Below are 15,578 nucleotides of genomic sequence, written 5' to 3' on the forward strand. Positions count from 1 at the left end.
ACGAAGTGCCGAGAAGCATATTGAGTGGAGACAAGGAGCAGATACCATTCCGGCAAAATCGAAAGCCCAGCAAAAAGCCGCAGGAGCAGCTCTGTCCGCAAAGCGCGGCGATACCAAGGTGAGCGATCTGCAAGGCGCTTCGAAAGACATGTACGACTCGATGAGCGAGGACGAACTTGAGGATTTCGCCAAGGGCGAGCGCCAAGGGAAACCCGAGCATGCCGACAAGGATGATTGATTGTCGGTATCGCCGTACTGGAGCTTTGTCGATTAGGCGAACGCTCGGTATGTGATACAAGGAATTGGTTCCGCGCGTCCTGACCCAAGACTCTGTTCGAGAGACTAGAGAGGCTTTAAACAATGGCGGAGGCTCACGCGGTCCGCTTCGATGAAGCATTGGATATGCCGGAAGGCATAATTCTGGACGTCATGCGATGCTGGCGCGATGCCAAGGATCATGGCGAAGCGGTTCAGCCCTACATATACGAGACACTGGCGCGGCATCGGCTTGAAATTCTCGTCCCGGTTTTTGATAGCCTGATGACTCTTTGCGAAGCGACTATGAAACGATCCATTGTTGCTGGCGAAGATGGCGATCGAAGCGTCGACGAAACCGCTCTGATCGATATGCTTGTCGATCCCGAAGACGCGCGAATTTATATCGGCCGCACTCAAGAAGATCGCATTTTGTTGAATTGCGCTTTGCGTTCGACACGATTGATGATGGAGCAGGCAGTCGCGGGGATATCGACAGGCCGCCCACAGCAATATTAAACCAGAGCTGTGGGCGTATGGTCAGCGCCGCGTCCCTTCCAAAATTTCCGCCGAAAATTTGCATCTCACATGTCACACGATCCGGAACACTTCTCCCGTGCCGGTATCGCGGTAGAGATCAACTCGCTCCCCATCCCAATGATAATCGAGATGCCGACCCTGGATCGCATGTGCGACGAGGTCGGGATAGAACAGGCCCGCGCATTCGCCGCCATCGCGACGCACACTCGGATAGGCCACGCCGTTCGATCCGCCTGCCCGTAATCGCCCTCCCAGCGTTTGGCTTGCCGAATAGTCGTTCGGATCGACGGCTTCCTTAAACCGTCCGTCACCCGCGCGGAGATCATGCAGCCGCGCATCTATGTCCATCACGATCTCGCGGAATTGCGATGTCCAGCCCGCAGCTTCGTTCGTGCGCGCCATGAAGCGGCTATGATGATGGATGGTTTCGAGCAGCGCGACCTCGAAGCTATTGCCCGCATAGAGCACGCCATAGCTGCCATCACTGAATCGCGTGGGCCGGTCTTGGCTGACATGCGTGAACGGCGCCATGAGATACGTCGCTCCCGGTCCGCCGACACGGCGCTCTTGCGGCACGAGGTCGAGATTGCCGATATTTTCCATTAATCTCGGATTGGTCTTTTGCTCTGCAGATATGAGCAGCGGCCAGTCGGCGGGATCGGCAATATCCTCGAACAGATCGATCGGCGGGTGAATGCTGCGGATGATACGGACCGCGCCTTGCCATTCGATGGTGGAAACCGGGACCGTGTCGGGATCGATCACCAGCCGCCACGCTCGGCGTCGAGATAGCGGCGCACCCGCATCAGATCGGTCAGTTCGCCGCCCAGCATGATATCGAGCGCGGAGCGACCCTGAAAAGCGCTATTGGGTGCCTTGATCCAGTCATACGCGCGCCGTGTCTCACGAAACATATAGCGCAGCACCTTGTGGATACCGATCAGGTTGGACAATCGCGCCTTGCTGTCGCGGTCGATCCGGCCAGGCTGACCGTCGGCTTTCCAGCGGCGGTAAGACCGCACGGTGACGTCGAGCAGTGTGGACGCTTGTTCGTCGGTCACGTCCCATTTTTCGAACAGGTTTACCACCGCACGAAACATCGCCGCGGCCTCGTCATCGGTAATCGGCACGGGCCGGAAATCACGGATCGTGGTGTCGACCGGTTGAAATGCAGTCATCGTGATGCTCCTATATGGCATCATATAGCGCATATAGTGCCATTTGGCAAACCTCATCCGTCATTGTTGGGGCCTGTGGCCTGCATTTCAACTCTTTCAAATCCTGACCCTAAGCTGGGGGGACGGGGGCGAACCATGTGAGAGGTTTGCAAGCAGGCGTTGCGGGCATCGACCAGCGCCAAGAGCGGAAAGACGAAAAGCGCCAAGCTCTCGGCGATCAAACAGCCGTCTCGTAGGCATCGTGGACGATGTGAGTCTCTACTGCGACGTGCAGCACGTAGAACCGCTGCCATTTTCCCGCGCCTCCTGAATGGGCGGGCATGGCACATCCCCATAAGAGCAGAAGACGCAGCAGTCTCCGGCCAGCGGCTTCAGCCTTTTGTGGCAATGCGGGCACTTGTAGAAAAACCAGCATGCGTTTGTCGGCATGGTTTCGGTCGTGAGCGCTACGCAACAGGGGCACGTGATCGTGGAAACAGTCTGCATCACGCTCCTCCGAGCGCGCATTAGCGGTTGTTCAATAAAGCTCCATAGCGCGGACAGGCCGATCATCGTCGTGGCAATCAGCAACACCAGTCGCGTAGCGCCGTTATGGACAGGCTTTTCACAGCCATTACCATGCGCTGGGCTTCATGGACCGCGCGCTGGAGGTCGTCGGAGTTGCGCAGCGCTGGCGCAACGAGAGGATTGAGCAACCTGTTGTCTGGAAATTCTGCTGAGAGGGGGTCATGCATCCTGGCATTCCCATTTGATGTAGGCCTTTGTGTCGGAGGCCCATTTCTCGTCGATCTCGACCAGCACGGCGCTGACCAGCCGCAGGAGGGCGTCTTCGCTTGGAAAGACCCTGACCTTGACGGTGCGCCGTTTCAGCTCCTGCTGGACGGACCGCTCGATCGGGTTTGAGGTCCGCAACCGTTTGCGATGGTGTTCGGCTAGGGTGAAGACAGCGAGGGCTTCGGGGACGTTTTTCTCAAGCCAATCGGCCAGCTTCGACGCGGTGTCGCGATAGCTGGCGACCAGCTCGGCCAAGGCGGTTTCGGCCTTGGCGAGGTCGTCCGCCGTCCAGATCGATTTCAGCTGTCTGCCGATGCGTTTGCGGATCTCGACGTTTGGCGCGTGGTGGATGGCGTTCCGGGCGAGGTGAAACTGGCAGCGCTGCCATGTCGCGCCGCCGAGCACGGCACGACGGGCGGCGCGCAGACCGCTGTGGTCGTCCGAGACGATGAATTCGACCCCGCGCAGCCCACGCGCGACCAGGCTTTCGAGGAAGGCCCGCCAGTGGACCTCGGCCTCCGCCAGGGCAACCGAGACGCCCAGAACGCGCCGGCGCTCGTCAGGGCCGATGCCGATGGCCGAGAGCACGGCGACATCGCGCACAATCCCGCCATGGCGCATCTTCTCATAGCGCGCATCGAGGATGAGGTATTTGATCTCGCCGAGCGGGCGGTCGCGCCAGGCCTGCAATTCCTCGTCGAGCATCTTGGTGGCGCGGCTGACCTGCGAGGACGACAGGCTTTCGATCCCGAACTCGCGCATTACCGCCTCGACCTCGCGGGTGGAGACGCCCTTGATGTACATCTCGGCCACCGCCAGCATGACGGCCCGGACCGAGCGGCGCCCGCGCTCCAGCGATTGCGGGTAGAACGGCTCCCCGTCATGCCCGGCCGTCTTGGGCACCTGCACGTGGACCGTGCCTACGGGCGTATCGATCCGCTTGGGCTTGTAGCCGTTGGCATAGCCCTGACGCTCCGCTGTGCGCTCGTAAAGGCCCGCGCCGAGAAAGCGCTCGCGCTCGATCTGCATCGCCAGCTCGAAGGCCCGGGCAAACACCGAGGCGATGTCGCCTGGCCCATGCTCAATCAACTGTTCCAAGACTGCCTCAAAGGCCGTATCCTTCTGTCTGTCCATTCTTTCTGCTCCATGGTTGTGTTCCAACTCCATGGAATACCAGATTGGACCGCCTCTGCTGGGGCTCGCCCCAGCAGAGGCGCATCGCACCCGCCTCAAACGAATTTCCAGACGTCAAGTTACAGTACCGAGAAGCTTCTCGATCATGCTGCGGCTTTCCTTGTTATTTGGGCGAGTTCCGGACTGCAGCTTGAGCAATTTGCAAGACTGCGGCGAGGTGGATCTCCGTCAGACATGCGTGGTGCGATTTTCTGATGCAGAACCCGGTTATGTTGTGAGCGCCGCTTGAGCGAGCGGTATGAAGCAGGATCGTCTTCCACTCTGCGGGAACTGAAGCGTAGTTACGCGAGGGAAAGGGTGCCGATAGCGAGCGCTCCTATAGTGCCGCCCCGATGCTCTGCTGCCATTAGCGCCTCCACGACCTACCCTGCCCCCGAAGCGGGCGCGGGCGAAAAATACTTCTGGTATTTATCTGGCTCTCCGTTGTGCTCGTCAGCGTCGGCCGGCGGAACGCCTTTACCGGTGATGTTTGGCCATCTGGGAGCAAAAGTGGCGTTCAGCTCCAGCCACTTTTGCGGCCCCGACTCGGTATCCGGGAGAATGGCTTCGGCGGGGCATTCCGGCTCACATACACCGCAATCAATGCATTCGTCCGGATTGATCACCAGCATCGTCTCGCCGGCGTAGAAACAATCGACCGGGCAAACCTCGACACAATCCATGTATTGGCATCTGATGCAGTTCTCGGTCACTACATAGGTCATCGGCGCCGCCGAAAAGGGGCGACCAGCCGGTCGCCATTTATGTTCAGTGGCATATCCGAACGAAGAGCATTTACCAGTATCACTTCGCTCGTGCTTAAAGCGTCGCGCTTGTTTCTGATCTTATCATAGCACTCTTCCGCGTAGCCACTGTCGGGTGCCTTACCTTCCGGACGACCGATTTCAGCAGCTCTATTTCGTCAAATTCATCTTGCAATGGACCTCTCCTAATCGGGTTTCCTTTTTTGCTGGTTTTGTGCTCGGCAACTGCGCGAACCCGGACAGGTCGCGCAGCCCTTCTTCAGGTACCAGGCGAACCCCACGAGCCCGAGAATCACGAGAGCGCCACCGATGGCGGGCCAGGTTGGAAAGACGGTGGCCAAGGACACGCCCGACAGCAACAGCAGTGGCAGCCCACAGCATAGAACGTGAAGTGCGCTCAGTGCCACGATGGTGAAGCCCATGGGTGGCTTCGCACTGTGATCCGTCGTATCGGACGTATCAATCTCGTTGCGTGATGAGTTCATTCTAGGCTCAGGACTCGTTGATCGAGCCAGAAGATGACGGTTGCGGCGATGCAGATGGCGGACATGAAGGTGTGGGCGCAGCGGTCGTAGCGGGTATGGATGCGGCGCCAGTCCTTGAGTTTGCCGAACATGTTTTCGACCCTGTGGCGCTGGCGATAGAGGGTCCTGTCGTGCGGAATCTGGACCCTTCGATTGGCCTTTGACGGGATACAGGCTGTGATCCCGCGGTCGGCCAGAGCGGCGCGGAACCAGTCGGCATCATAGCCCTTGTCGCCAAGCAGTGCGCTGGCCTTGGAAAGCGCGTCGAGCATCAGCGCCGCGCCCTTGAAGTCGCTCATCTGGCCTTCGCTGAGCAGCATGACGAGAGGCCGCCCCTGGCCATCGCAGACCGCATGAAGGTTGGAGTTCAGGCCGCCTTTGGTGCGTCCGATACGTCTGGGAAGAGCCCCTTTTTTAAGAAGCTGGCAGCTGTTCGGTGAGCTTTGAGATGCGTGGCATCGATCATCAGCTGATCCGGCTTGCCGCCCTTGGCGGCGAGCGCGGCAAAGATCTTGTTGAACACGCCCAGCCGGCTCCAGCGGATGAACCGGTTGTAGATCGTCTTGTGCGGACCATACTCGCGCGGCGCATCCCGCCAGCGCAACCCATTCCTGATTACGAAGATGATCCCGCTAATGATCCGACGATCATCGACCCGCGGCACTCCATGCGCCAGCGGGAAATACGGCTCGATCCGGCGCATCTGCGCCTCCGACAACCAGAACAGATCACTCACAACAACGCCTCCTTAGGGTTGCCGGTGGAGCCGAAGGCGTGCGGAGCACAATCAGATTAGCGAGCCCTGGGGAATCCCTTCAATGGGTCCTGAGCCTAGGCTCCCGACATGGTTGTACTTGGATGCAACAGGCGCAGTGTATGGCTCAATGATTTGTATGCACCAGGAGCTTTGGTTTCGATTCTCGGCAGATCCTTAATAGGTCCTGTAGCGGCTACAGATGCAAGGCCTAAATTTCAGATCTGTGCGGAAGTTACAGGCCCGAATGGCCGTCAGCTTGGTAGCTAAGGTCCGAGTTATGCCATGCTTCTGAGCGAGCCCCGAGCTTTGATATCGCGTTAAGTAACCATCGTGGCCCGGCTAGGATGGAAGATGCGGGGAGGTCGGCGCGGAGCGGATGTTGGCGGCCTTGCGACCCTGGCACGCGCGTCCTTCGGCACTTTGCAGTATCTCGGGCTCATCGGACATGCGCTCGATTAAGGGGCAGTCGGTGGATTTCTCTTTGTCGCAGCTGACCACCAGCTCCTTAGCACTGACGCCATGAGACGGAGATCCGCAAGCTTTGCTTGAACATCTTGAAGATGCGAAGCCGTCACATCGCGGACTTCAGCACAAGAGCAGTCCCGCTCGTCGATCAGCCGCAGCAACGCTTTCACTTCCGAAAGCGTGAAGCTAAGCACGCGGGCTTTCATGGCAAAGGCCAGCCGCTTCAGATGCTGCCATATCGACCATGACCACTCGCCGATTGAGCTGGATGAGGGATAACACCAGCCTTTTCGTAGTAGTGAATGGTTTCGATGTTGCAGCCAGTTTTCCGCGCCATCACGCCGATTCTGGGCACCAGATCCTGAAAAATGCCTCTGTCCACCATCGAGTTCGCCCTCAATCCTGTATTCCCTACAGATCCTACGCCTCTGGCAGGATGCTCGCAACACACAAGCTGTAACTGAGTCTGACCAGTCAGGCTGGAACATCGCAGGAGAACGGCAGAACAAATTTGGAAACCAACGGCGACCGGCACGTTCATGTCCTATGCGCAACGGAGCGGATCATGAAGAGTAACCTTATTCTCGACATTGGCATTGGCCTGGTCGCCGGTTTACTGGCCACAAAGGTGACAGAATATGCCCAGAAGGCGCTTTGGGCCGCTACGCCCGAGAAAACGAGACAAAGGGAACAGCGCGTTCGTCCTGGGCCGCCCTACCGCGTGGCGGCGGAAAAGTCGGCAAGTCTTGCAAATCTTGAGCTCGACAAACAGGATACGAAGCGTCTCGGGAAGGCCTTTCATTATGCCTCCGGCATCGGATGGGGTCCTGTCTACTGCCTGCTGCGCAGGACTTTCGGCATAAAGCCCCTAGGGGCGGGAGTGGCGACGGGTATGAGTATGTCGCTCATCCTCGACGAATTCCTGACGCCGGCGCTAGGCTTCAGCGCGCCGGACGAGGACTATCCCGCCGCAGCCCATGTCCGAGGGCTGCTGGGTCACCTCGTCTACGGCCTTGCGGTCGCGGGCACGGCCGAAGGGCTTTACCGCCTCACGCCAGCTCTCGCTGGACAAAATCGCTTGAACTAACGGAGGTCGGGAATCTTGCAGCTATCACTTGAGAAAAATCGTGCCATCGTAACGGGTGCCAGTTCCGGCATCGGCGAAGGCATCGCCCGGGCTCTCGCCGCGGCGGGAGCTTCTATCATCGTCAACTACCGCTCCGATAGGGAATCTGCCGAGCGGATCGCCAGTGAAATCCGGGAGACCGGCGGTCGAGCCGAACCGGTCCAAGCGGACGTCTCGAAGCCGGAGGATTGTGAGAAACTCTTCGATGCGGCGGACCGGCTGTTCGGCGGAGTCGACATCGTGGTCGCAAACGCCGGGATACAGCGCGATGCCGCCTTTACCGATCTCAGCTTGGAGGACTGGCGCAAGGTGATAGACGTCAATCTCACCGGGCAGTTTCTATGCGCCCAGGAAGCGATACGTCGCTTCCGTCAACAGGGGATTGATCGAGATCGATCCCCTGCGCTCGGGAAGGTCATCTTCACGAACTCCGTACACCAGGAGATCCCGTGGGCGGGACACGCGAACTATGCGACAGCCAAGGGCGGTCTCAAATTATTGATGGAAACCATGGCGCAGGAGCTCGCCTGTGAGAAGATCCGTGTCAACGCCATCGCTCCAGGCGCCATCAAGACCGATATCAACCGGGATGCTTGGGAAGACGAGGAGGCGCGCAGAAAGCTGCTGGAGCTGATCCCCTATCAACGCATCGGCGAACCAGAGGACGTTGGCCAAGCCGCCGTCTGGCTCGCCTCGGACGCGTCGGACTATGTTGTCGGAACGACGCTCTTTGTCGACGGCGGCATGATGCTTTACCCTGGCTTCCGGAAAGGGGGCTGATCGGTGCCTCGCGATGGCATCGGCGAACGGCTGTTCAGCTCTGAACCTAGAAGTGGCTATCTGCCGATCGAGGATTATGCCCTGATCGGAGACTGTCATGGCGCTGCGCTCGTAGGCTATGACGGCAGTGTGGATTGGTGGTGCCGGGAGCGCTTCGACGAAGAGCCGACACTCTGGCGCCTCCTCGACAAGCGCAAGGGACCCTGCTTCGGAATCGCACCCGCCGAAGGGGGCAAGGCCCGGCGGGCCTATTTGCCCGACACCAACATCCTGCGGACGGACTGGACGGTGCAAGATGGGCGCTTCACCGTCACGGATTTCCTCCCGGTCGGGCGTGCGCCGAATGCAGAGCCGGACGACTTCGTCACATTGTCCGCGCCGGGCTGGCTCGTAAGGATTGTCGAAGGACAAGAGGGGCAGCCGAGGGCGAGGATCAGGCTACAGGAAGCGGCGGAACCCTTCGAGCAAGCGCCTTCCGCCGAGGGCACCCATACGAACGACCAAACCTTCCAGCTTTACACATCGAGCGCTTGTCTCGGATCGCCGGGAGAGGTCGACCAAACAATCAGACTTGCGCCCGGAGAGCGGCATATCTTTGTGCTGGCCCCTTCGGCGGCTGCCGATGCAGATCCAGTCGGCGTGGCGGAGCAGCTCTTGCATGTTACCCGGACCTTCTGGCGAGAGTGGTGCGAGGGTTGCCAATACGGAGGCCAATATCAATCGAAGGTGCTGCGAAGCGCTCTAACACTCAAGCTTCTTACCTTCGCACCCACCGGAGCGATTGTCGCAGCGCCCACGTCGTCTCTGCCCGAAGAACCCGGTGGTGTGCGTAACTGGGATTACCGGTACAGCTGGCTGCGCGATTCGGCGTTCATCCTGCAGGCGTTGGCCGCTCTTGGCTTCGTCGGCGAGGCGCGCCGCTATTGCGAGTTTCTGCGCCTTTGCTGTGTGCAGACACTGCCCCATCTGCGGATTATGTATGGTGTCCGCGGAGAAACAGAACTTCCCGAGCGCACGCTTGAGCACCTCGACGGCTACGGCGGGAGTAGGCCGGTCCGCGTCGGAAATGCCGCTTACAACCAGCGGCAGGCCGACATTTATGGTGAGATCGCCGATTGGGCGCTTATGTATCATGCGCTCGGCGGACCGCTGGACGACACTCTGAAGACTATGGTTCGTTGCGCAGCGGACCATGTCGCTGCAAGCTGGCAGGAGCCAGACCAGGGGATCTGGGAGATGCGCGGCGAGCCGCGCCATCACGTACATGGCAAACTGATGGGCTGGGTGGCGCTTGACAGGGCGCTCCGGCTCCTTGGGCCCAACGACAGGTGGGAGACGGAGAAAGACGCTTTGCTGCAAGCGATCCTGAAAGAAGGAGTCGATCCCGATCAGGGGCTGACTCAGGCTTTCGGCTATCGCGAGGCTGATGCGGCGCTTCTGCTCACGCCGCAATTTGGTGCGCCGATCGACCAAAGCCTTATCGCACGCACGATCGAGTCGGTCGAAGAGCAACTGCGCAAAGGAGATTACGTCCTCCGGTACCGGACTCCGGACGGCGTTCCCGGCGGAGAGGGTGCCTTTCTGATATGCAGCTTCTGGCTTGTCGATGCTCTGCTGGCGATCGGGCGCGCTGACGAGGCCAGAAGCTTGTTTGAACGCCTGTCGGCGAAGGCCAATGATCTTGGCCTTTACGCCGAAGAAATTGCGCCTGCCAGTGGCTCCTTTCTCGGGAACTTTCCGCAGGGCTTCACCCACCTCGCTCTCATCAACAGCGCCATTCATCTTGAGCTTCACGAACGGGGGGGTGCTGAAGCTCTTACCGGCACGAATGCCGATCGGTCGAAGCGCGCTGCTGAGCACAAGCCCCTCCGCCGGAAGGGCTCACATCGCGGAACGCAGGCGTCCGTACTTGCGTTATCTAATTTCTGCCGACCCAGCGCCGGTATGTCCGACAACACATCGGGTCAGGCCGAATAACACCCCCAGTGCCGCAAATTTCACCCAAAGGAATGAACATGGCCACGAATTATGACCTTCTGATCATCGGAACCGGAACTGCGGCAATGGTCGCTGCCATGCGCGTGCGCGCCGAGGGATGGAGCGTCGCGGTAGTGGATTTCCGACCCTTCGGGGGAACCTGCGCGCTAAGAGGGTGTGACCCGAAGAAGATGATGATTGGAGGCGCGGAGGCGGTGGACCACGCGTGGCGCATGGAAGACAAAGGCGTGGAAGGCGATACCCGTCTCGAGTGGCCGGGTCTCCTGTCCTTCAAGCGCAGCTTTACCGATCCGGTCCCCGGAAAACACGAGCAGCGTTACAAGGACAAGGGCATCGATACGTACCATGGGCGGGCGCGGTTTACCGGACCGAACACGCTCGACATCGAAGGCGCGGTTGTCGAAGCAAAGCACATTCTGATTGCCGCCGGAGCCAAGCCGATACCGCTTGAAATCCCGGGCGAGGAGCATCTGGTCGACAACGAGGGGTTCCTCGAACTCGAGCGCCTACCGAAGCGGATTGTGCTGGTCGGCGGGGGTTACATCGCCTCGGAATTTTCGCACATTGCCGCTCGCGCCGGCGCAAAGGTCACGATCCTCCAGCACGGCGAGCGGATGCTGAAGCAGTTCGATCCCGATCTCGTCGGATGGCTCATGACAAAGTTCGATGAACTGGGGATCGACGTTCGAACCGAAATGGAGGTGACCTCGATCGAGAAAACGCAAGACGGCTATCGGGTCACGGCGAAGGGCGCGAACGGCGAAACCACAGTGGACGCCGACCTCGTAGTTCATGCGGCTGGCCGCAAGCCGGCCCTTGCTTCGCTGGATCTCGATGCCGCGGAAATAAGGCACGAGAAAGGGAGGCTCGTGCTGAATGAGCACCTGCAAAGTGTTTCGAACCCCGCCGTCTACGCCGCCGGCGATGCCGCTCAAATGGGTCCGCCCCTTACCCCTGTCTCCAGCCACGATGCCAAGGTGGTTGCAACCAACCTGCTTAATGGAAATACTGAAACGCCTAACTATAAAGGAGTTCCAAGCGTCGCCTTCACCATTCCGCCGATAGCGGCGGTGGGGCTCACCGAAGCCGAGGCGAAAGACAAAGGCCTCAAGTTTCAACTGAAAAGCGAACGTGCCGAGAACTGGTTTACGGCCCGTCAGGCGGCCGAGAAAGTCTACGGATTTAAGGTGCTGGTGGACGATGAATCCGACCTCATACTAGGCGCGCACTTGGTCGGCCCGCACGCCGAGGAGGTCATAAACCTTTTCGCGCTCGCCATCCGCAACGGAATCACGGCAGAGCAGATCAAGACGACAATGTTCGCGTACCCGACCGGGGCATCGGATATTGGTTACATGCTATGACCCTTAAGCTGTGGCGTCGCTAGCGAGTTAAAGAGTCCTTTGGCGTGACTACGGTGCCGCGACGCGTTGCGGCCGGCCCGATGGCCAAGACAGAGGACGCGCAGGACGCCACAGGGAGATTGCTTTAGAGGAAACGCTTGCACTTACTCGCAGCCTTTGAGCGCCCGAGTGAGGCAACGCCAATCGAAATCGACCTTACGATGGACCTCTGGAAATGTGGACTTCTGGTGCTTTCTGTGCAATCTGACAGTGAAATGAAAACTTCCGCGATGATTGAGGCACTGCCGGACTACATCGCTCTGTCTGATGAGCACCTTGCGGTTAATGAAAACCGAAAAAGACTCAAAGTTCTCCCAAATCGGGCGCAACCTGAAATCGCACAAAACAGCAAATCAAACTCCATCTACCAAGCCTACGCGCAGGATATCCGAGGCAGGTTCAAAATCACCCGCAAGTGGCTGGATTTCGTCGGTGAGTATTTCAAGAGCTAATGCAAGTGACTGCCTTCGCCTATATTGGCGCAGCCATTGCCGAAATCGCCGGGTGCTTCGCATTCTGGGCTTGGCTGCGCATGGACAAATCGCCGTGGTGGATCGCGCCCGGCGTTCTTTCGCTGGCGCTATTCGCTTATCTACTGACCCTTATTGAAGCAGAGCACGCAGGACGGACCTACGCTGCTTATGGCGGGGTCTATATCGTTTCAGCTGTGCTTTGGCTGTGGGTGATCGAAGGCGGGAGACCGGATCGTTGGGATGTGATTGGAGCGGCGGTCTGCCTAGGTGGCGCGGCGATCATTCTATTCGGCCCGCGCCCAGCCTAGTGGTCACAAACGTATATAGGTCCCCAAATTAGGGACGATCACGCTGACTTTCTTCCGTCTTGTTCGCCAAAGTAGCTCGCAGTTCCGCGTTGGCCCATGGCCTCGGCGATGCGACCAATGCCCTGAATGTAAGCGGCGGTTCGGAAGGACACTTTTTTGTCGGCAGCCAGCTGAAAACAGGCCTCGGCTTCGCGGTCGAGACGTTCGGCCAACCGCTTTTCAACAACGTCTTGTGGCCAGTAATCGCCGCTGCGGTTCTGGACCCATTCCAAATAGCTTACGATTACACCACCGGAATTGACCAGCACGTCAGGGAGTACCGCAATTCCCTTGTCCTCCAAGGTCTCATCGGCTTCGAAATTTACCGGGCCGTTCGCAATCTCCAGAATCGCGGCCGCCTTTAGCTTGCTCGCATTGTCTTTGGTGATCACGTTCTCCAAAGCGGCCAGAACCAAAATGTCGACATCGAGCTCGAGAAGCTCATCGTTTGTAAGGGTGTCGAATGCGGCCTCCTCGCAGACCGAAGCATCGCAATAAACCATTCCCTTGAGCTTGCGGGTCTTGTGCTTGTGGCGCCAGATCGGTTCGGGATCGAGGCCTTCATCCGAGTAAATTGCCCCTTTGGAGTCAGAGACGGCAACGATCTTGTATCCCGCCTCATGCGCAAGACGTGCGAAGTGATAACCTGCATTGCCAAAGCCCTGCACTGCGACAGTCAGATCTTCGGGAGATTTGCCTTCGCGCTTGGCCCAGATATTCAGAACCTGAAGCGCACCGCGCCCCGTAGCAGCTACACGGCCCTCGGACCCGCCGAGGCCTAGCGGCTTGCCGGTGATGACCGCCGGGACCTGGCGGCGTTCGATCTGAGCATACTCATCTGCCATCCAGCCCATGATTGTGGCGTTCGTATTGACATCGGGCGCCGGGATGTCGCGATCGGGACCGACGACGTCATAGACCGCGCGAATATATCCGCGAGAAAGACGCTCCAGTTCGAGCCGGGAGAGACTTTTTGGATCGACATTTACGCCGCCCTTCGCTCCGCCGAAAGGCAGATCGACAACCGCGCATTTGATGGTCATCCAGAAACTAAGCGAAGTCACTTCCTCAGCAGTCACCTGAGGGTGAAATCGAATCCCGCCCTTAGTTGGACCGCGGGTATCGTCATACTGGACTCGCCAGCCTTCGAAGGTCCGCAGCGACCCGTCATCCATACGAACCGGAATGTTCACATGGAAGGCCAATTTCGCTTTTGCCAACCTCTCGCGTGCATCATCCGATGTGTTGAGATGATCGTAAACGACATCAAGGCGGGTTGGGTTGTCGTCATTCGATTGCCTGGCGTCGATCATAGAGTTCTCTTTATTGTTGGTTATGCTTTAGGGAAGTTTCCCAACCACTGCGCTCAGATAGCGAGACACCGGTCAGCGCGGAGTCTTTAGCCTGCGCAGCAGGAGAGTTTTGTCACATCTCTGCCGAACCCCTGCGCGGCCAGCTTCAGCCCCTCGACCGTCGTCAGATAAGGGAAAATTGTCTCCCCCAGCGCCTGAACGGTCATTCCGAATTTGATCGCCAGAACGAGAGTCTGAATGCTGTCCGCACCTTCGGGCGCAAGTATCTGGCCGCCAAGGAGCCTGTCGGTTTCGGCATCCGCGACCAGTTTGATCAACCCGCGCGTGTCGCGGGCCGCGAGCGCTCGCGGCACTTGATCGAGCGGGACAATCGAGATCTTGACGTCGAACCCCGCTTGCGTAGCGGCAGCCTCGGACAAGCCGACAGCTGCAACCTGCGGATCGGTGAAGGTTACCCAAGGCATCTCCGCATTGTCGTACACATGACTGTCGCCATTTAGCGCGTTGAGCGCCGCTAGCTTGGCGCCGTAGGCGGCCATGTAAACGAACTGGTCTCGTCCCGTAACATCGCCTGCTGCGTAGATATCCGCCGTCGAAGTGCGCAAGTATTTATCGACCTCGATGCCCCCACGGCGCGCCGTGGCAATGCCGGTTTCCTCCAGCCCAAGACCGGCGGTGTTGGGTGTGCGCCCCGTCGTCAACAGAACCCGTTTGGCAGGCAGTGTCTCGATACCATTGGCAGTCTCGACGGTCAGCAAAACCCCGTCATCGGACTGTCGGATTTCGCGATAGTCCAGGCCGGTGCGAACAACGATGCCCTCATCGGCCAGGAAGCGGGCTAAGGCATCGGAAATCTCCGGTTCAGCCCCGGGAAGAAGATGCGACCGGGTAACCATTGTCACCTTGGTCCCGGTTCGGGCAAACATTTGAGCCAGTTCGCAGCCAATATAGCCGCCCCCGATTACCATAAGCGATCGCGGTTGCTCGGTAAGTTCCAGCGCGGTGGTGCTGGTGAGATACTGAACCTTCTCGATCCCCGGAATGGCCGGCACCGCTGGGCGACCGCCAGTCGCAATGATGATTTTTGTGGCCTTGACGAGTTCATCGTCCACGCTGACGCCGCCATCGACCAGCCGTGCAGCGCCTGCCAGATATGTGATCCCCGGATAATCTGGCAGCAAATCGATATACTTCTTCTGCCTCAAGGTCGTAACGAGGTCATCTTTGGCCGCGATCAGGGATTTCCAGTCGGTGACAGAAGCCTCGCCTGAAAGCCCGGGGAACCGACTAGCCGATTTGGAGTGATGCAGCGCCTCGGCGGCACGGATCATCGTTTTGGATGGCACACATCCGACGTTCACACACGTCCCGCCAATTGTGCCGTGGCCGATAAGCGCAACCTTTGCTCCTTCGTTGGAAGCGGTAATTGCGGCAGAAAAGCCTGCCGATCCAGCCCCGATGACGGCAAGGTCGTAGTGTTCGCCGGTGCCCGACGCGCGTTTCTCAGTCATAATTATTTCCGATTAGCTGTGATTGGTGTCGCGGTTACGCCGCCGGACGGCAAAGATCGTAAGGGCGACGAAAAATAGTAACGCGGGCACCAACACGTAGTCGAGATAGCCCGAGATTGCGGACAAACCTACCACAGCGACCAATAGGAAGGATCGGGGTAAAGCAGCAGAGTGCAATGATGATGGTGCCGATTACA

General features: G+C 58.8%; 20 protein-coding genes. 8 read left to right on the forward strand and 12 right to left on the reverse strand.

The features are described from left to right. Positions 1 to 46: 46 nt before the first annotated feature. Positions 47 to 238, forward strand: coding sequence for a DUF3008 family protein (locus tag ACIGGE_RS01735; protein ID WP_050599382.1), 192 nt, complete (start codon positions 47 to 49; stop codon positions 236 to 238). Between the two features lie 122 nt (positions 239 to 360). Further along, positions 361 to 774, forward strand: a complete 414-nt coding sequence (locus tag ACIGGE_RS01740) for a hypothetical protein (protein ID WP_397489243.1) — start codon at positions 361 to 363, stop codon at positions 772 to 774. A gap of 72 nt (positions 775 to 846) precedes the next feature. Here the strand turns inward: ACIGGE_RS01740 and ACIGGE_RS01745 are convergent, their stop codons facing one another. The 9 genes from ACIGGE_RS01745 to ACIGGE_RS01785 form a co-directional block, all read right to left on the reverse strand. Next, a complete protein-coding gene (locus tag ACIGGE_RS01745; protein WP_397489244.1) occupies positions 847 to 1,560 on the reverse strand; it encodes an RES family NAD+ phosphorylase in 714 nt (237 codons plus the stop codon). Beyond that, positions 1,557 to 1,973, reverse strand: a complete 417-nt coding sequence (locus ACIGGE_RS01750; protein ID WP_397489245.1) for an antitoxin Xre/MbcA/ParS toxin-binding domain-containing protein — start codon at positions 1,971 to 1,973, stop codon at positions 1,557 to 1,559. The genes ACIGGE_RS01745 and ACIGGE_RS01750 overlap by 4 nt, the downstream gene beginning before the upstream one ends. 258 nt (positions 1,974 to 2,231) lie before the next feature. Next, positions 2,232 to 2,459, reverse strand: a complete 228-nt coding sequence (locus ACIGGE_RS01755; RefSeq protein ID WP_397489913.1) for a GDCCVxC domain-containing (seleno)protein — start codon at positions 2,457 to 2,459, stop codon at positions 2,232 to 2,234. 77 nt (positions 2,460 to 2,536) lie between these two features. Further along, positions 2,537 to 2,707 carry a hypothetical protein gene (locus ACIGGE_RS01760; protein WP_397489246.1) on the reverse strand — a complete coding sequence of 57 codons (171 nt, stop codon included), beginning with the start codon at positions 2,705 to 2,707 and terminating at the stop codon, positions 2,537 to 2,539. After that, complete coding sequence (locus ACIGGE_RS01765) at positions 2,700 to 3,845, reverse strand: IS256 family transposase (RefSeq protein ID WP_397489247.1); 1,146 nt, start codon at positions 3,843 to 3,845, stop codon at positions 2,700 to 2,702. The genes ACIGGE_RS01760 and ACIGGE_RS01765 overlap by 8 nt, the downstream gene beginning before the upstream one ends. Positions 3,846 to 4,303: 458 nt before the next feature. Further along, a complete protein-coding gene (fdxA, locus tag ACIGGE_RS01770) occupies positions 4,304 to 4,645 on the reverse strand; it encodes a ferredoxin FdxA (protein WP_397489248.1) in 342 nt (113 codons plus the stop codon). Between the two features lie 520 nt (positions 4,646 to 5,165). Next, positions 5,166 to 5,944, reverse strand: a protein-coding gene (locus ACIGGE_RS01775; RefSeq protein ID WP_397489249.1) for an IS5 family transposase whose coding sequence is annotated in 2 segments (ribosomal slippage) — positions 5,166 to 5,611 and positions 5,611 to 5,944 — 780 coding nt in all. Because the reading frame shifts where the segments join, the coding sequence is not laid out codon by codon here. A gap of 476 nt (positions 5,945 to 6,420) precedes the next feature. Beyond that, positions 6,421 to 6,636 (reverse strand): MerR family DNA-binding protein, encoded by a 216-nt coding sequence (locus ACIGGE_RS01780; RefSeq protein ID WP_397489250.1) that lies wholly within the window; start codon positions 6,634 to 6,636, stop codon positions 6,421 to 6,423. Positions 6,637 to 6,653: 17 nt separating this feature from the next. Beyond that, a complete protein-coding gene (locus tag ACIGGE_RS01785) occupies positions 6,654 to 6,815 on the reverse strand; it encodes a MerR family DNA-binding transcriptional regulator (RefSeq protein WP_397489251.1) in 162 nt (53 codons plus the stop codon). A gap of 180 nt (positions 6,816 to 6,995) precedes the next feature. On the opposite strand from ACIGGE_RS01785, the gene ACIGGE_RS01790 reads away from it, so the two are divergent. The 6 genes from ACIGGE_RS01790 to ACIGGE_RS01815 all read left to right on the forward strand — a co-directional run bounded on the left by ACIGGE_RS01790 (position 6,996) and on the right by ACIGGE_RS01815 (position 12,518). Next, on the forward strand, positions 6,996 to 7,517 hold the full coding sequence (locus ACIGGE_RS01790) for a DUF1440 domain-containing protein (RefSeq protein WP_397489252.1): 522 nt from the start codon (positions 6,996 to 6,998) through the stop codon (positions 7,515 to 7,517). Positions 7,518 to 7,532: 15 nt separating this feature from the next. Beyond that, positions 7,533 to 8,336, forward strand: a complete 804-nt coding sequence (locus ACIGGE_RS01795) for an SDR family oxidoreductase (protein ID WP_397489253.1) — start codon at positions 7,533 to 7,535, stop codon at positions 8,334 to 8,336. A gap of 3 nt (positions 8,337 to 8,339) precedes the next feature. Further along, on the forward strand, positions 8,340 to 10,313 hold the full coding sequence (locus ACIGGE_RS01800) for a glycoside hydrolase family 15 protein (protein ID WP_397489254.1): 1,974 nt from the start codon (positions 8,340 to 8,342) through the stop codon (positions 10,311 to 10,313). 38 nt (positions 10,314 to 10,351) lie between these two features. After that, the gene (locus tag ACIGGE_RS01805; RefSeq protein ID WP_397489255.1) at positions 10,352 to 11,698 is read left to right on the forward strand and encodes a dihydrolipoyl dehydrogenase family protein; all 1,347 of its coding nucleotides are present in this window, start codon (positions 10,352 to 10,354) and stop codon (positions 11,696 to 11,698) included. 137 nt (positions 11,699 to 11,835) lie between these two features. Beyond that, positions 11,836 to 12,189, forward strand: a complete 354-nt coding sequence (locus ACIGGE_RS01810) for a hypothetical protein (protein WP_397489256.1) — start codon at positions 11,836 to 11,838, stop codon at positions 12,187 to 12,189. Beyond that, a complete protein-coding gene (locus ACIGGE_RS01815; RefSeq protein WP_397489257.1) occupies positions 12,189 to 12,518 on the forward strand; it encodes a YnfA family protein in 330 nt (109 codons plus the stop codon). The genes ACIGGE_RS01810 and ACIGGE_RS01815 overlap by 1 nt, the downstream gene beginning before the upstream one ends. Positions 12,519 to 12,556: 38 nt before the next feature. On the opposite strand, the gene ACIGGE_RS01820 is transcribed toward ACIGGE_RS01815, so the two are convergent. The 3 genes from ACIGGE_RS01820 to merF all read right to left on the reverse strand — a co-directional run bounded on the left by ACIGGE_RS01820 (position 12,557) and on the right by merF (position 15,516). Next, the gene (locus tag ACIGGE_RS01820; RefSeq protein WP_397489258.1) at positions 12,557 to 13,870 is read right to left on the reverse strand and encodes a Glu/Leu/Phe/Val dehydrogenase; all 1,314 of its coding nucleotides are present in this window, start codon (positions 13,868 to 13,870) and stop codon (positions 12,557 to 12,559) included. An 86-nt stretch (positions 13,871 to 13,956) separates the two neighbouring features. After that, positions 13,957 to 15,381: a mercury(II) reductase gene (merA, locus tag ACIGGE_RS01825; protein WP_397489259.1), complete on the reverse strand. Its 1,425-nt coding sequence runs from the start codon at positions 15,379 to 15,381 to the stop codon at positions 13,957 to 13,959. A gap of 12 nt (positions 15,382 to 15,393) precedes the next feature. Continuing rightward, positions 15,394 to 15,516: a mercury resistance system transport protein MerF gene (gene merF / locus ACIGGE_RS01830; protein ID WP_397489914.1), complete on the reverse strand. Its 123-nt coding sequence runs from the start codon at positions 15,514 to 15,516 to the stop codon at positions 15,394 to 15,396. Between the last annotated feature and the right edge of the window lie 62 nt (positions 15,517 to 15,578).

Source organism: Qipengyuania sp. NPDC077410 (assembly GCF_044543405.1).
Lineage (GTDB): Bacteria > Pseudomonadota > Alphaproteobacteria > Sphingomonadales > Sphingomonadaceae > Qipengyuania > Qipengyuania pacifica.

Excerpts from the sequence above, each read along its gene's own strand:
- ACIGGE_RS01740 (WP_397489243.1), top strand. The coding sequence starts at position 361 with ATGGCGGAGGCTCACGCGGTCCGCTTCGATGAAGCATTGGATATGCCG.
- ACIGGE_RS01750 (WP_397489245.1), bottom strand. The coding sequence starts at position 1,973 with ATGACTGCATTTCAACCGGTCGACACCACGATCCGTGATTTCCGGCCC.
- ACIGGE_RS01755 (WP_397489913.1), bottom strand. The coding sequence starts at position 2,459 with ATGCAGACTGTTTCCACGATCACGTGCCCCTGTTGCGTAGCGCTCACG.
- ACIGGE_RS01760 (WP_397489246.1), bottom strand. The coding sequence starts at position 2,707 with ATGCATGACCCCCTCTCAGCAGAATTTCCAGACAACAGGTTGCTCAAT.
- fdxA (WP_397489248.1), bottom strand. The coding sequence starts at position 4,645 with ATGACCTATGTAGTGACCGAGAACTGCATCAGATGCCAATACATGGAT.
- ACIGGE_RS01780 (WP_397489250.1), bottom strand. The coding sequence starts at position 6,636 with ATGAAAGCCCGCGTGCTTAGCTTCACGCTTTCGGAAGTGAAAGCGTTG.
- ACIGGE_RS01785 (WP_397489251.1), bottom strand. The coding sequence starts at position 6,815 with ATGGTGGACAGAGGCATTTTTCAGGATCTGGTGCCCAGAATCGGCGTG.
- ACIGGE_RS01790 (WP_397489252.1), top strand. The coding sequence starts at position 6,996 with ATGAAGAGTAACCTTATTCTCGACATTGGCATTGGCCTGGTCGCCGGT.
- ACIGGE_RS01805 (WP_397489255.1), top strand. The coding sequence starts at position 10,352 with ATGGCCACGAATTATGACCTTCTGATCATCGGAACCGGAACTGCGGCA.
- ACIGGE_RS01815 (WP_397489257.1), top strand. The coding sequence starts at position 12,189 with ATGCAAGTGACTGCCTTCGCCTATATTGGCGCAGCCATTGCCGAAATC.
- ACIGGE_RS01820 (WP_397489258.1), bottom strand. The coding sequence starts at position 13,870 with ATGATCGACGCCAGGCAATCGAATGACGACAACCCAACCCGCCTTGAT.
- merA (WP_397489259.1), bottom strand. The coding sequence starts at position 15,381 with ATGACTGAGAAACGCGCGTCGGGCACCGGCGAACACTACGACCTTGCC.